The sequence below is a fragment of the Bacillus sp. FSL K6-1284 genome (assembly GCF_038002625.1).
Classification (GTDB): domain Bacteria; phylum Bacillota; class Bacilli; order Bacillales; family Bacillaceae; genus Bacillus; species Bacillus paralicheniformis.
Genome location: NZ_JBBOCW010000001.1, coordinates 2,802,609 through 2,817,886, shown reverse-complemented (window position 1 = coordinate 2,817,886; position 15,278 = coordinate 2,802,609). Strand labels below are relative to the sequence as shown.

Genomic DNA, 15,278 nt, shown 5'->3' with positions numbered 1-15,278 from the left:
TTATTAGGAGGAATATTATGGATCCGTCAACACTGTTTCTTTTGCTTATTATAGCAGCCGGAATCATCTTACTAGCTGTCTTCTTTACATTCGTCCCGGTCATGCTTTGGATCTCGGCTTTGGCCGCTGGTGTTAAAATCAGCATTTTCACACTGATCGGAATGAGGCTCCGCCGCGTCATTCCAAACCGCGTGGTGAACCCGCTGATCAAAGCGCATAAAGCGGGACTTGATGTTACAATCAATCAGCTTGAAAGCCACTATCTTGCAGGGGGTAATGTTGACCGGGTTGTCAACGCGCTTATCGCTGCCCAGCGTGCAAACATTGAACTCACATTCGCCAGATGTGCGGCCATCGATTTAGCGGGCCGTGACGTGCTTGAAGCCGTTCAAATGAGCGTTAATCCGAAAGTCATCGAAACGCCGTTTATTGCCGGTGTAGCAATGGATGGTATCGAGGTGAAAGCAAAAGCGAGAATCACGGTTCGCGCAAACATCGACCGCCTTGTCGGGGGAGCGGGAGAAGAAACAATCATTGCCCGTGTCGGCGAAGGGATCGTTTCGACAATCGGTTCCTCCGATAATCATAAAAAAGTGCTTGAGAACCCGGATATGATTTCACAAACCGTCTTGAGCAAAGGATTGGATTCAGGCACAGCGTTTGAAATTCTATCGATCGATATCGCTGACGTTGACATTGGCAAAAACATCGGAGCGATTCTGCAGACCGACCAGGCTGAAGCCGATAAAAACATCGCCCAGGCGAAAGCAGAAGAACGCCGCGCCATGGCGGTTGCGCAAGAACAGGAAATGCGCGCCCGCGTCGAAGAAATGCGTGCTAAAGTCGTCGAGGCAGAAGCCGAAGTGCCGCTTGCGATGTCTGAAGCTCTCCGCAGCGGAAAGATCGGAGTCATGGACTACCTCAATATGAAAAACATCGACGCCGACACAGACATGCGCGATTCTTTCGGAAAGATGACGAAAGACCAAAATGAAGAGGATCATAAATAAACAAGCCCCTGTAAAAAGGAGGGAGCTCATTGCTTGATATCCTGTTCGACAATCCGATTATCATGGCGGCCATCATCGCAGCCATCTCCTTCATATTCAACAAGCTCGGAAAAAATGATGAAAATGAAGAAACCAAGCGAAAACCGGTGCCTGAACGGCCGAAAACGCAGACGACGCCGAAGCAGACGGCACAGCGCCAGCCGGCAGAAAACAAACAACAACGGCCTGCAGCAGCAGCGGCTGCTGCAAAAAGCGAAGATATGGCCGCAGAACTCCGCAGAATACAAGCGGATGCCGAGCGGTCCATGCCGGCCGTTGAACGGGCCATTAAAAAGCAGAGCAGCCGGGTGATCAACCGGAAACAAGAGCTGCTCGATATGAATAAAAACACGATTGTCCAAGGCGTTGTACTCAGCGAAGTATTCGGCCCTCCGCGGTCGAGAAAGCCGCATTACACAATGAGGCGCCGGCCTAAAATTTAAGTATTAGAACCCCCATATCACTCATACATATGAGATGAAAGGGGGTTCTTTTTTTATGGCGCAAAGAAAAAACCGCATCAAAGCGTGGCTGACAAGAACATTGGAAATTCCCCCTGATGTCATGATGGATCTTCCGAGGATCACGATGATAGGAAGACTTCACATATATATTGAAAACCACAGAGGGCTTTTGCTTTTCAGCGATACGGAAGTAAGGCTGATGCTCAAACAGGGGCAGTGCATCATTCAAGGCAAAAACTTTGTCATCAAAACGATTTTGCCTGAGGAAATTCTACTTGAAGGCACGATTGAGCTCGTACGCTATATCGATTCATAAGTCGGGGGGAAAGAATCGTGAAGAATAAATGGCTTTCTTTTTTTTCAGGAAAGATCCAGCTTGAGATAACTGGAAAGGGGATCGAGCGATTATTAAATGAATGCACCAGGCGCAGCATCCCGATGTTTAATGTTAAGAAAAAGAAAGACGCTGTCTTTCTTTATATTCCGCTTTCTGATGTACATGCCTTCCGGAGGGTCATAAGGGATTTTGACTGCAAGTGCCGCTTCGTCAGACGAAAAGGTTTCCCTTTCCTTGTGCAGAAGTCTAAACGGAATAGCGGCTTCACTATTGGAATTGCTGCTTTTTTTATCATCATGTTTTTATTGTCCAATATGCTCTGGAAAATTGACATAACAGGAGCCAATCCGGAGACAGAACATCAAATCAGACAGCACTTGAATCAAATCGGCGTCAAAAAAGGGCGCCTTCAGTTTACGATGCTGACCCCGGAAAAAATTCAGCAGGCGCTTACAAAGCGCGTCGAAAACATCACCTGGGTGGGCATTGAATTAAACGGCACGGCCCTTCACATGAAAGTGGTTGAAAAAAATGAACCTGACAAAGAAAAATATATTGGTCCGAGGCACATCGTCGCTAAAAAAGGGGCGACCATCTCGAAAATGTTCGTGGAAAAAGGCGAGCCGCTCGTCACCGTAAACCAGCACGTTGAAAAAGGGCAAATGCTTGTTTCCGGACTGATCGGGAGCGAAGAGGAAAAGCAAAAAGTCGGAGCCAAAGGGAAAATCTACGGTGAAACCTGGTACAAGTCAAAGGTAACGGTTCCTCTTGAGACATCATTTGACGTTTTTACGGGTAAAGTAAGGACAAGTCACAAGCTATCCTTCGGTTCTTTTTCTGTGCCTGTCTGGGGCTTTTCTTTTAAAAAAGAAGAGTTCTCGCGTCCGAAGACAGAAACCGAAAAACACTCGCTGCATTTTATGAATTTTACGCTTCCTGTCGCATATGAAAAGGAACATACGAGAGAGAGCGAACAAATCAAAAGGGTGTACTCGAAAAAAGAAGCGGTCCTTGAAGGGATCGAAATGGGAAAAAGAGACATCAGGAAAAAAATCGGGAGCGACGGGAACATTATTAGTGAAAAAGTTTTGCACGAAACGAGTGAGAATGGTAAAGTTAAATTGATCATCCTTTACCAGGTTATTGAAGACATTGTTCAAACAACACCAATTGTTCAGGAGACTAAAGAATGACAGAACACTTACTTGCGATTCATCAGCAACTGGAAAGTCCGAACGAGGCTCAAGCGCTGTTTGGGAACCAGGATTCCCATTTGAAGTTAATGGAGGAAGAGCTGAACATTTCGATTGTCACGCGCGGTGAAACCGTCTATGTGACCGGAGACGAAGAAACGTTTGAAATCGTGGACAGCCTGCTTGCATCCCTCTTGAATCTCATCCGCAAAGGAATCGAGATATCAGAACGCGATGTTTTGTATGCGATCAAGATGGCGAAAAAGCAGAAGCTTGAGTTTTTTGAAAGCATGTATGAAGAGGAAATTACGAAAAACGCCAAAGGAAAACCGATCAGAGTCAAAACTATCGGTCAAAGAGAATATATCGCCGCCATGAAAAGGCACGACTTAATCTTCGGCATCGGCCCTGCAGGAACGGGGAAAACCTATTTGGCTGTCGTAAAGGCCGTTCATGAACTGAAAAACGGACGCATCAAAAAAATCATTTTGACAAGACCAGCTGTTGAAGCAGGGGAAAGCCTCGGGTTTTTGCCGGGGGATTTAAAGGAGAAAGTCGACCCTTATTTAAGACCGCTATATGACGCGCTCCATGACGTGCTCGGAACGGACCATACGGCACGGCTGCTTGAAAGAGGAACGATCGAAATCGCGCCGCTTGCTTACATGAGGGGGCGGACGCTCGACGACGCATTTGTGATTTTGGATGAAGCGCAGAATACGACACCGGCACAAATGAAAATGTTTTTGACGAGATTGGGTTTTGGTTCTAAAATGGTCATTACAGGCGACATTACACAAATCGATTTGCCGAAGGGCGTCACATCGGGGCTTGCTGTTGCAAAAAAGATGCTCCTTGATATCGAAGGCATTTCAATTGTTGAACTGGATCAGACGGACGTGGTCAGACATCCGCTTGTCGCCCGTATTATTGAAGCATACGAAAAGTCAAAATAATTCCGAATGGCCCGATCGCCCGTTATCGGGTCATTTTTTAGTTTCCCGCGGGAAAAGAGGTGCTTTTGTTGAAAAAGAAAAAAAGAGACGGAAAGTTTCGGCCCATCCGCTTGGAAAACGGCCGCTTCCTCCCCGTCGTTCTTTATGCGGCTTTATCCGCGCTAATGTTCATCCTGCTGTTTTTCCATGTGAGGCCCGAGTCCCTCGACCTCGATTTATTTTCGATCAGCGAGAATACGATCTATGCGCCGGCAACAGTCGAAGATCAAAAGGCAACGGCTAATAAAAAGCAGGAAGCGAGAGAGGAAGTTCCCGACCAGTACACCTTGAAAAAAGAGTACTCTGACAACAGGGTCGACCTTGTCTCATCAATTTTCGACATCATTAAAGAAGTGAAAAAAGAAAGCGCAGAACAAGAGAAAAAAGACAAGCAGGCCCCATCTGAAAAAGACCAGATCAAATCTGTCGAAGAAAAGCTGACTTCAGATGTGACGGACTCGCTGTCGCAGGATTCAATCAAACACCTGCTGAAGGCCAGCGACGGAGAGCTTTCCATGACACAGGATTCGGTCATCACCGCCGTCAATGACGTGATGAGCAAAGAAATCCGCGCCGGCAAGCTTGATGAAGCGAAAGAGCATGTAACGAAAGAGCTGAAGGGTAATTCGATACCTTCAAAATTAAAAAACGCCGCCGATGAAATCGGACGCTTTGCAATCATTCCCAACTATGTATACGATCCTGACAAGACGGAGCAGAAGCGTCAGGAAGCGGCAGACAGCGTGCAGCAGGTGCAGATCAAGCAGGGGCAGATACTTGTTGAGGAAAATCAGCTGATCGACAGGGAAGTCTATCGAAAGCTTGAACTGACAGGACTTTTAAGCGGAGCCAACATCTTCAAGCCTGTCGGCGGACTGCTGCTTTTAATCGCGCTTTTCATCTCAGCTTTGGTTTACTATTTCGAAAAGCAGTACAGCAGCCGGATTCCGAAAAATAAGTCGCTCATGCTGTTTTCATTGATTACAGCGATCGTTTTAATCGTCATGGAAGTGATCAGCCTGTTTCAGCAGCTTGAAATCGGCCATATCGGCTATCTCGTGCCGATTGCGATGGGCGTGATGCTCATTAAACTGCTGATCAATGAAAGGCTGGCGATCCTGTCGAGCATGATCCTTTCCATTTGCGGAAGCATGATGTTTAACCAGGGTGTGACAGGCACGTTTAACTATGGAATCGGAACGTATTTCTTGATCAGCTCGATGGCGGGTATACTATTTTTAGGGAAGCATAATGCGAGGGCGAAAATCCTCCAGGCCGGCTTGTTTGTCTCCCTGATCAACATCGTCGTCCTGTTTACCCTGCAGCTGATTCAAAACACGGCGCAAACCGGACTTGAGATGGGTACATACCTTGTTATGGGAGCGGTGTCCGGCATCGGATCGTCAGTTCTTGTTCTCGGGCTCATGCCGTTTTTTGAAAGCGGCTTTGGGATTCTGTCCACGATGAAGCTTCTCGAGCTTTCAAACCCGAATCATCCGCTGCTCCGCAAAATTCTGACGGAAACACCCGGCACATACCATCACAGCGTTATGGTCGCGAACTTATCGGAGGCGGCATGTGAAGCTGTCGGAGCAAACGGGCTTTTGGCAAGAGTCGGAGCCTATTACCATGATATCGGCAAGACAAAGCGGCCCCAATACTTTATAGAAAACCAAATGAATATTGATAATCCGCATGACAAGCTTTCTCCGCAGCTGAGCAAAAACATCATCATTGCCCATGCGACAGACGGCGCCGATATGCTGAGGGATCATAAAATGCCGAAGGAGCTTGTCGACATCGCCGAACAGCATCACGGCACATCGCTGCTCAAGTTTTTTTACTATAAGGCGAAAGAAAAAGGCGATCAGACGACTGAAGAAGAGTTCCGCTATCCTGGCCCTAAGCCCCAGACAAAAGAGGCGGCGATCATCTCGGTGGCCGACAGTGTCGAAGCAGCCGTCCGCTCAATGCATAACCCGAATCCCGAAAGGATTGAAAAGCTGGTGCGCGGGATCATATCAGATAAGCTGCAGGACGGGCAGTTTGACGAATGCGATTTGACTTTAAAAGAGCTCAATATTATCGCGAAGACGCTCTGCGAAACGCTGAAAGGCATTTTTCATTCCCGGATCGAATATCCGGAAGCTAATCCTAAACAGAAGGTGAAACATACATGAGTTTAATTCTAGATATCACAGACGAGACCGGACGGGTCCCTGAAGACCAGCTTGCTGAAATTGAGAAAATTCTTCAATTCGCAGCGGCAGAGGAAGGCGTCGCAGACGGCGCCGAAGTTTCGGTTACGATCGTCAACAATGAAGAGATCCAAAAAATCAACAAAGAGTACAGAGGCAAAGATTATCCGACTGATGTCATTTCATTTGCCCTTGAAGAAGACGGCGAAGGAGAGATTGAAATTATCGGCGCTGACATGCCGCCCGTTCTCGGAGATATCATCATCAGCGCTGATAAAGCACGGGAACAGGCCGAAGAATACGGGCATTCACTGATGAGGGAGCTGGGTTTTCTGACGGTTCACGGCTTCTTGCACCTCCTCGGCTATGACCATATGACAGAAGAAGAGGAAAAAGAGATGTTCACTAAGCAAAAGGACATTTTGAATCGATATGGGCTCTCAAGATCCTCATAAACAAAATGAATGGCGCCGTCTGAAATGGAGTTTTTCAAACGCCTTTACAGGAATAGTCAAGACGTTCATGTCGGAGCGCAATTTTAGAATTCATTCCGGGGCCGCCATCCTTGTGATCGTCTGCGGCTTTTTCTTCAGGCTGACTCTGATCGAATGGTCCATCATCTTGATCCTGATCGGCGGAATGCTTGCCTTGGAGCTGATGAATACGGCTGTGGAGCATACGATCGATCTTTTCACAAAAGAGAACCACCCGCTTGCAAAGGCGGCAAAGGACGCGGCGGCCGGGGCGGTTTGCGTGTTTGCGGCCGTTTCGTGTATGATTGGGTTACTCATCTTTTTGTCAAAATTGTTTTGATGCCGTGCCTTTCATTGTGCGCAATTCTTACAAAAATTTTACATTTGTGATTTGGGCGTGAAAAAGAAGCCATTTTTATGTAAAATAAAAGTGTTAGCGGTACCATAACCGCTATAGGAAGGAATACACACATTGACTAAACAAGAATTGATTGCAGAAGCTTTAAAAGCAAGGGAATTTGCATATGTTCCGTATTCGAAATTCAAAGTCGGCGCTGCCCTTTTGACTGAGGACGGGAAGGTGTACAAAGGCTGCAACATTGAAAATGCTGCATACAGCCTGTGCAACTGCGCCGAGCGGACAGCGTTGTTCAAGGCTTACTCGGAAGGGGAAAAATCGTTTAAGATGCTTGCCGTCGCTGCGGATACGCCGGGTCCGGTGTCGCCGTGCGGAGCGTGCAGACAGGTGATTTCTGAACTTTGTTCACCAAACATGCCTGTCATCTTAACCAATCTGAATGGCCAAATCAAAGAAATGACGGTTCAAGAATTACTGCCAGGAGCATTTTCATCGGAGGACTTACATGACACAGGAAAGCTTTAAATCAGGATTTGTCTCCATTATCGGACGACCAAACGTAGGAAAATCTACATTTTTGAATCGCGTGATCGGCCAAAAAATCGCCATCATGAGCGACAAACCGCAAACAACAAGAAACAAAGTGCAAGGTGTGCTGACAACCGATACATCCCAGACGATTTTTATCGATACGCCGGGCATTCATAAACCGAAGCATAAATTGGGCGATTTTATGATGAAGGTGGCGCAGAACACTTTAAAGGAAGTCGACTTGATCTTGTTTATGATCAATGCGGAGGAAGGCTACGGAAAAGGCGACGAATTTATCATCGAGCGCTTAAAAGGAGTCAAGACGCCGGTATTTTTGATCGTCAACAAAATCGACCGGATTCATCCGGATGAGCTTCTTGTGCTTATCGATGAGTACAGAACCAGGTATCCGTTTCAGGAAGTCGTTCCGATCTCCGCCCTTGAGGGAAATAATATCGATACGCTTTTAAAGCAAATTGAAGATTATTTGCCGGAAGGTCCGCAGTTTTACCCGAGTGACCAGGTGACCGATCATCCGGAGCGATTTATCATTTCTGAGCTGATTCGGGAAAAAGTGCTGCATCTGACAAGGGAAGAGATCCCTCACAGCATTGCGGTCTCGATCGAGTCCATTCAAGAACGGGAAAACGGTTCTGTGTATGTGAGCGCGACCATCGTCGTCGAACGCGATTCACAAAAAGGGATCGTCATCGGAAAAAGAGGCAGCCTGCTTAAAGAAATCGGCAAGCGGGCAAGAACTGATATCGAGGCGCTGCTCGGATCATCGGTGTTTTTAGAGCTGTGGGTTAAAGTGCAGAAAGACTGGCGCAACAAGATGTCTCAGCTTCGTGATTTTGGATTTAGAGAAGACGAGTATTAACGAACAGAGCTTGACCGCGGTTTAGTCGTGACAAAATCTCTCGAAATCAAAGATATATTAGAAAAAATTGTTTAACATGAAATGGAGGATACAAGGTCAAGATAATCTTAAGAATTTGGATGTTTAAAAAGCTAGTTATAAACAGAAAGGTGGGGCTTTTTATGTTGAATTTTACTTGGAATGTATTTTCACAAACAGGAAGCGTAGACACGTACCTCCTTTTTAAAGAATTGGAAAAGGAGAACCTGGAAAGACCCGAAGTACTTGAAGAAGAGCTAGCGCAAATTGACTTTCCAATTTTGTGATCATGCTTGACCCCTCCAATTTTTGGATGGTGCACATATGCTGACGAAATGTGAAGGTATCGTCCTTCGTACAAACGACTATGGTGAAACAAATAAAATCATTACGCTGTTGACGAGAGAACACGGGAAAATCGGTGTGCTGGCAAGGGGCGCCAAAAAGCCGAACAGCCGCTTGTCAGCGATTTCCCAGCCGTTCCTTTATGCTTCTTTTTTATTCCGCAAATCATCCGGTCTCGGCACATTGGAGCAGGGCGAGATGATCGAAAGCATGAGGCATATACGCGAGGATCTGTTTTTAACAGCATACGCGGCCTACATCACTGAATTAATCGACAAGGGAACGGAGGAAAAGAAACCGAATCCGTTTTTATTTGAGCTGCTTCTTCAGTCGATGAGGAGGCTCGATGACGGTACAGATCCCGACATTATCGCCAACCTTATCGAAGTTAAAATGCTCAGCGTGATGGGGCTGTATCCGGAGCTGGATGAATGTGTACATTGCAAAAGCAAAGACGGCACATTTCATTTTTCGATCCGCGACAACGGCTTTATCTGCCACCGCTGTTTTGCGAAAGATCCATACAGGATACCGCTGTCTCCCGCATCCGCCAGGCTGTTGAGGCTGTTTTTTTATTTTGACCTGTCAAGGCTCGGAAATGTCTCGGTTAAACAGGAGACGAAGGATGAGCTGAAAAGGGTCATACAGACGTACTATGACGAGTACTCAGGGATCTACCTGAAATCGCGGCGCTTCATGGAACAAATGGACAATATGAAAAAGATGCTGGGCGATGAAAACAAAAGTTGACAACCTCTTCATCTTTTTATAAGATCATGTCATGAAGATTGGATTCAATAATGACGTTGCGTTGACGGAAAGAAGTAATTGCGCACGGCCTCATTGAAGCGACTCCGGGGCGGTGAAAGCCGGGGATGAGAGCGTAATGAAAGGCATTCCCTGAGCAACTTTTAAAAAAGAGGCTGAGACATTTCCTCTCAGCAATTAGGGTGGAACCGCGGGAGAACTCTCGTCCCTATGTTTGTGGGCAAACAAGCATAGGGACGGGAGTTTTTTTCTGCCCAAACCAGCCCTATGCCAAAAATTAAACTTGAAAACACGTTTTATGGAGGTGCTTCATTTGAATATTCAAGAAATGATTTTGACCCTGCAAAAGCACTGGTCCAATGAAGGATGCGTACTTTTGCAGTCGTATGATGTAGAGAAGGGTGCAGGAACGATGAGTCCATATACATTTTTGCGGAGCCTTGGACCTGAACCTTGGAAAGTCGCTTATGTGGAGCCGTCAAGACGTCCTGCGGACGGAAGATACGGGGACAACCCGAACAGGCTTTATCAGCACCATCAATTCCAGGTGATCATTAAGCCGTCTCCCGACAATATTCAAGAGCTTTATTTAGATTCATTAAAAGCTCTTGGAATCGACCCTCTGGAGCATGATATCCGTTTTGTCGAGGATAACTGGGAAAATCCGTCGCTCGGCTGCGCCGGGCTTGGCTGGGAAGTGTGGCTTGACGGCATGGAAATCACCCAGTTTACCTATTTTCAGCAGGTCGGCGGGCTTGAGTGCAAACCGGTTTCTGTGGAAATCACATACGGTATTGAACGCCTTGCTTCTTATATTCAAGACAAAGAAAACGTCTTTGACCTCGAATGGACGAAAGGCTATACGATAAAAGACCTGTTCAAGATGGCTGAATACGAGCATTCCGTCTATACGTTCGAGACATCTGACGTCGACATGCTGTTCGAATTGTTTGCCACGTACGAAAAAGAAGCGAACCGTCAGATGGATCAGGGACTTGTCCATCCTGCTTATGATTATGTACTGAAATGCTCGCATACGTTCAACTTGCTTGACGCAAAAGGAGCGATTTCCGTCACGGAGCGCACAGGATATATTGCAAGGGTGAGAAATCTGGCCAGAAAAGTGGCGAAAACGTATTATGATGAACGCGAAAAGTTGGGTTTCCCAATGCTGAAGGAGGAAGAGGCTTCACATGAGTAATCAAGATTTGCTTTTAGAAATCGGATTAGAAGAAATGCCGGCGCGCTTCATGCATGACAGCATGACTCAGCTTGGTGAAAAACTGGAAAGCTGGCTCAAGGAAAAAAATATTGCCTTCGGTTCCGTCAAGCTCTATAACTCCCCTAGAAGACTGGCCGTTCTTGTCGAGAACGTGGCGGAGAAGCAGGACGATGTGACAGAAGAAGCGAAAGGACCGGCAAAGAAAATCGCCCTTGACGAAAACGGCGAATGGACAAAGGCGGCCATCGGCTTTTCACGGGGGCAAGGAGCAAGTCCGGAAGATTTGTATTTTAAAGACATCAAAGGAACGGAATATGTTTTTGTGCAAAAATTCCAAAAAGGTCAGGATACGTTTTCATTACTTCCTGAGCTCGGCGACTTGGTGACAAGCCTCCACTTTCCAAAAAACATGCGCTGGGGCAGCGAAGATTTGAAATACATCAGGCCGATTAAATGGATCGTCGCGCTGTTCGGCAGTGAAGTCGTTCCGTTTTCAGTCGCTCATGTCGAAACCGGCCGCACAACACAGGGACACCGCTTCCTCGGAAAAGCAGCCAGCTTGAGCGCACCTTCTGAATACGAAGCGGCACTGGAAAGCCAGTTTGTGATTGCCGATCCGGACAAACGGAAGCAGCTGATCGTTAAGCAGCTTGACGAACTGGCGGCTGAAAAGTCCTGGGACATTCCGAGAGACGAGGATCTGCTGGATGAGGTTACCCATCTGGTTGAATATCCAACGGTTCTGTCCGGTTCTTACGAAGAGGAATTTCTCGCAATTCCTGAAGAGGTGCTCGTGACAACGATGAAAGAGCATCAGCGCTATTTCCCTGTCAAAGATAAAAACGGCGATTTGCTTCCTTACTTTGTGACCGTCCGCAACGGAGACAGCCGCGCCCTTGAAAACGTGGCGAGAGGGAACGAAAAAGTACTGAGAGCAAGGCTTTCAGACGCCGCCTTCTTCTATAAAGAAGATCAAAAATTAAACATTGACGAGAATGTGAAAAAACTCGAAAAGATCGTTTTCCACGAAGAACTGGGATCGCTTGGAGACAAAGTAAGACGCACTGAGGCGGTTGCTGAACGGATCGCTGAAATCATCGGTGCGGATCAAGAGACGGTGCAGCTGATCAAGCGCGCTTCGCACATTTCAAAATTCGACCTTGTGACACACATGGTTTACGAATTTCCTGAGCTGCAGGGCATCATGGGTGAAAAATATGCGCGGATGCTCGGGGAGAAAGAAGAAGTGGCGCTCGCTGTCAATGAGCACTATATGCCGAGACAAGCCGGAGGGGAAACACCTTCATCAATCGTCGGCGCCGTCGTCGCATTAGCGGATAAACTTGATACGGTCGCTTCATTCTTTAAAATCGGCGTTATTCCGACAGGATCTCAGGATCCGTATGGACTAAGAAGACAGGCGAGCGGCATCGTCCAAATCTTGCTTGACCGGAACTGGGGCATTTCATTCAAAGAACTGGCTGCGTTTGCCGGACAGGAAGCAAACAGCGAACTGCTCGAATTCTTTAAACAGCGCCTCAAATACGTATTAACAGCGGAAAACATCCGCTACGATGTGGTGGATGCCGTGCTCGAAAGCTCGAACCTTGAGCCGTATTCGGCTGTCAAAAAAGCCGCTGTTCTTGAATCGGCTGCAGCAAAACCGGAATTTAAAGAAACGGCTGAAGCGCTGGCAAGGGTTATTTCGATCAGCAAAAAGAGCGAAACGAACGCCATTGACGCGTCACTGTTTGAAAACCCTCAAGAAGAGGAGCTTTTCAAAGCTTATGAGGCGTGCAGACAGCAATTAGAGACCCTTTACCAAGCAAAAGATTATGAGGGAGCCTTCAGTGAGCTGTCCAAGCTGAAAGAGCCAATCGAAGCTTATTTTGATCACACGATGGTCCATGCCGAAGATGAAAGATTAAAAGCGAACCGCCTGGCGCAAATGGCAAGCCTGGCGGAGCTGATCCGATCTTTTGCAAACATCAATGCCATCATTGTAAAATAAACACCGCAGAAGACGGTTGCTGACAAGCTGGCAATCGTCTTTTTGCTCAAATTGATTTTTCACATCCTTGTCAAATTGTGCCTGTCTTTTTCATAGAATTCAATTGTAATTGCTGTTATTTTAGTCTTCATATGCGTTATAATATGTTATCGACTTTTATACATAACGAACGAATTGTGAGCTTCGGCTTAAAGGTGGTGAGTACGATCGAACTAAATAAACGTCAGGAGCATATTTTGCAGATTGTCAAAGAGAACGGACCGATTACCGGAGAACATATCGCGGAAAAGCTGAATCTGACAAGGGCTACGCTTCGTCCGGACTTGGCGATATTGACGATGTCAGGATTTTTGGAAGCAAGGCCGCGGGTCGGTTATTTCTACACGGGAAAGACGGGCACGCAGCTCTTGGCTGATAAGCTGAAAAAGCTGCAGGTGAAAGACTTCCAGTCCATTCCGGTGGTCATTCATGAAAATGTCTCCGTTTATGATGCGATTTGCACGATGTTTTTAGAGGACGTAGGAACGCTTTTTGTCGTTGATGATAATGCCATCTTAGTCGGTGTACTTTCACGAAAAGACTTGCTCAGAGCCAGCATCGGCAAACAGGAGCTCCCTTCAATACCCGTCCATATCATTATGACGAGAATGCCGAACATTACGCTTTGCAGGCGCGACGATTTCATTTTGGACATTGCCAAGATGCTTATCGAAAAACAAATTGACGCACTGCCTGTTGTAAAAGATACAGAAAAAGGCTATGAAGTTGTGGGAAGAATTACGAAAACGAACATGACAAAAATTTTAGTCGGCTTATCTGAAAATGAAATCATGTAGAGTGAACTTCAAATGGAGGGATATCATGAGTAATCGGACGATTTATGTTGTATCAGACTCTGTCGGCGAGACCGCTGAGCTCGTAGTCAAGGCGGCTATCAGCCAGTTTAACGGTTCATCCGAGCAGACAAACATCAGGCGGATTCCTTATGTCGAAGACCGCGGAACAATAAAAGAAGTGATCTCGCTGGCAGAAGCGGACGGAGGCATCATCTGTTTTACGCTTGTTGTCCCGGAGATTCGTGATTTTTTAATCGCCGAAGCGGAAAAGGCGAATGTCGTGTATTACGATATCATCGGCCCGCTGATTGAGAAAATGGAGACGGTCTACGGCTTCAGCGCGAAATACGAGCCGGGCAGAGTCCGGCAGCTGGACGAAGATTATTTTAAGAAGGTAGAGGCCATCGAATTTGCCGTAAAATATGACGACGGCAGAGACCCAAGGGGCATCTTAAAAGCGGATATCGTGCTGATCGGTGTGTCGAGAACGTCCAAAACTCCGTTATCCCAATACTTGGCGCACAAACGGTTAAAAGTGGCAAACGTACCGATCGTTCCTGAGGTGGATCCTCCCGAAGAGCTCTTTACCGTTGATCCGGCTAAATGCATCGGGTTAAAAATCAGCCCGGATAAGCTGAACCATATTCGCAAGGAGCGCCTGAAATCGCTCGGCCTCAACGACAAAGCGATTTACGCTAATATCAACCGCATCAAAGAAGAGCTGGAGTTCTTTGAAAAGATCGTCGGCCGCATCGGCTGCAATGTCGTAGACGTATCAAATAAAGCTGTAGAGGAAACGGCCAACATTATTCACAACATGATGACAAAAAGGGTCTAAGAATAAAACTCAGGACACCCCATCCTGGGTTTTTGCTTTGATGGTTTTGGGAAAAGTGAAAATGTTAGCATCTTTAACCCATTTGTATTATAATAAAAAATTGTGATAAAATAATTAACTTTTAGGTTTAAGCTTAGTACAGAACGAATAAACTATTATGGGTATCGTGTCAAGAATTTCCCGAAAAAAACTTTCGACAAATTCTTATAGATCGATTATTTTTGAAACCTGTGTGATTTTGCCTGTATTTATAGCAGGAGATTGATGGAGGGATGGAGAATTAGTCTTCTTGAAAAAGAAAGGACGATTTTTGTCGATGCAGACGCATGCCCGGTGAAAGATGAAGTGCTCAAAACAGCGGCGGATTTCGACGTAAAGGTCATATTCGTGGCTTCATTCGAGCATTTTCAAGTCACAAGGAAAGAAGAAGAGAATTGGACATATGTCGATCCGCATAAAGAAGCAGCCGATCTGTACATTGCCAACCATGTTCGACCAGGTGATGTCGTCGTCACACAAGATATCGGGCTGGCATCACTTTTGCTTGGCAAAAAGGTCTATGTGATGTCGGAGAGAGGCTATCTTTTCGAAGAGGACTCCATCGATCATGCTCTTTTCCGCCGTCACGTCGCACAAAAATTGAGAAGAAGCGGACGTTACACGAAAGGCCCGAAAAAACTGGTCAAGGAAGACCGAGAGCGATTTGTCAAAGAGCTGCAAAAAATCTTGTCGAAAATTGAAGGATTTACGTACTAAGCAGCG

General features: G+C 46.5%; 17 protein-coding genes. All 17 read left to right on the top strand.

The features are described from left to right. The first annotated feature begins 17 nt into the window (after positions 1–17). The 17 genes from floA (at position 18) to MHB72_RS14340 (ending at position 15,272) form a co-directional block, all read left to right on the top strand. Positions 18–1,010 (top strand): flotillin-like protein FloA, encoded by a 993-nt coding sequence (gene floA, locus MHB72_RS14420; protein ID WP_020452249.1) that lies wholly within the window; start codon positions 18–20, stop codon positions 1,008–1,010. Positions 1,011–1,039: 29 nt separating this feature from the next. Beyond that, a complete protein-coding gene (locus MHB72_RS14415) occupies positions 1,040–1,492 on the top strand; it encodes a hypothetical protein (protein ID WP_039072853.1) in 453 nt (150 codons plus the stop codon). A gap of 55 nt (positions 1,493–1,547) precedes the next feature. Next, positions 1,548–1,829 (top strand): sporulation protein YqfC, encoded by a 282-nt coding sequence (yqfC, locus tag MHB72_RS14410; RefSeq protein WP_020452247.1) that lies wholly within the window; start codon positions 1,548–1,550, stop codon positions 1,827–1,829. A gap of 17 nt (positions 1,830–1,846) precedes the next feature. Further along, positions 1,847–3,043, top strand: coding sequence for a sporulation protein YqfD (yqfD, locus tag MHB72_RS14405; RefSeq protein WP_020452246.1), 1,197 nt, complete (start codon positions 1,847–1,849; stop codon positions 3,041–3,043). After that, entirely contained in the window at positions 3,040–3,999 is a 960-nt protein-coding gene (locus MHB72_RS14400) for a PhoH family protein (RefSeq protein ID WP_017474322.1), read from the top strand. The genes yqfD and MHB72_RS14400 overlap by 4 nt, the downstream gene beginning before the upstream one ends. 164 nt (positions 4,000–4,163) lie before the next feature. Continuing rightward, positions 4,164–6,218: an HD family phosphohydrolase gene (locus tag MHB72_RS14395; protein WP_229078648.1), complete on the top strand. Its 2,055-nt coding sequence runs from the start codon at positions 4,164–4,166 to the stop codon at positions 6,216–6,218. Then, positions 6,215–6,691 carry an rRNA maturation RNase YbeY gene (ybeY, locus tag MHB72_RS14390; protein ID WP_020452244.1) on the top strand — a complete coding sequence of 159 codons (477 nt, stop codon included), beginning with the start codon at positions 6,215–6,217 and terminating at the stop codon, positions 6,689–6,691. Before MHB72_RS14395 ends, ybeY begins: the two co-directional genes overlap by 4 nt. Next, the gene (locus MHB72_RS14385) at positions 6,669–7,049 is read left to right on the top strand and encodes a diacylglycerol kinase family protein (protein WP_145624080.1); all 381 of its coding nucleotides are present in this window, start codon (positions 6,669–6,671) and stop codon (positions 7,047–7,049) included. Before ybeY ends, MHB72_RS14385 begins: the two co-directional genes overlap by 23 nt. A gap of 132 nt (positions 7,050–7,181) precedes the next feature. Next, positions 7,182–7,592 (top strand): cytidine deaminase, encoded by a 411-nt coding sequence (locus MHB72_RS14380; RefSeq protein ID WP_020452242.1) that lies wholly within the window; start codon positions 7,182–7,184, stop codon positions 7,590–7,592. Continuing rightward, on the top strand, positions 7,573–8,478 hold the full coding sequence (gene era, locus MHB72_RS14375) for a GTPase Era (protein WP_020452241.1): 906 nt from the start codon (positions 7,573–7,575) through the stop codon (positions 8,476–8,478). The genes MHB72_RS14380 and era overlap by 20 nt, the downstream gene beginning before the upstream one ends. Positions 8,479–8,639: 161 nt before the next feature. Next, complete coding sequence (locus tag MHB72_RS14370; protein WP_003183626.1) at positions 8,640–8,783, top strand: YqzL family protein; 144 nt, start codon at positions 8,640–8,642, stop codon at positions 8,781–8,783. 37 nt (positions 8,784–8,820) lie between these two features. Then, a complete protein-coding gene (gene recO, locus MHB72_RS14365) occupies positions 8,821–9,591 on the top strand; it encodes a DNA repair protein RecO (protein WP_020452240.1) in 771 nt (256 codons plus the stop codon). Between the two features lie 331 nt (positions 9,592–9,922). Continuing rightward, on the top strand, positions 9,923–10,810 hold the full coding sequence (gene glyQ / locus MHB72_RS14360) for a glycine--tRNA ligase subunit alpha (protein WP_020452239.1): 888 nt from the start codon (positions 9,923–9,925) through the stop codon (positions 10,808–10,810). Beyond that, positions 10,803–12,842 carry a glycine--tRNA ligase subunit beta gene (glyS, locus tag MHB72_RS14355; protein ID WP_145685675.1) on the top strand — a complete coding sequence of 680 codons (2,040 nt, stop codon included), beginning with the start codon at positions 10,803–10,805 and terminating at the stop codon, positions 12,840–12,842. The genes glyQ and glyS overlap by 8 nt, the downstream gene beginning before the upstream one ends. Before the next feature lie 197 nt (positions 12,843–13,039). Next, positions 13,040–13,678 (top strand): helix-turn-helix transcriptional regulator, encoded by a 639-nt coding sequence (locus tag MHB72_RS14350; protein WP_025804968.1) that lies wholly within the window; start codon positions 13,040–13,042, stop codon positions 13,676–13,678. 25 nt (positions 13,679–13,703) lie between these two features. Then, the gene (locus tag MHB72_RS14345; protein ID WP_023855239.1) at positions 13,704–14,516 is read left to right on the top strand and encodes a pyruvate, water dikinase regulatory protein; all 813 of its coding nucleotides are present in this window, start codon (positions 13,704–13,706) and stop codon (positions 14,514–14,516) included. A gap of 264 nt (positions 14,517–14,780) precedes the next feature. Continuing rightward, positions 14,781–15,272: a YaiI/YqxD family protein gene (locus tag MHB72_RS14340; protein WP_023855238.1), complete on the top strand. Its 492-nt coding sequence runs from the start codon at positions 14,781–14,783 to the stop codon at positions 15,270–15,272. Positions 15,273–15,278: the final 6 nt, after the last annotated feature.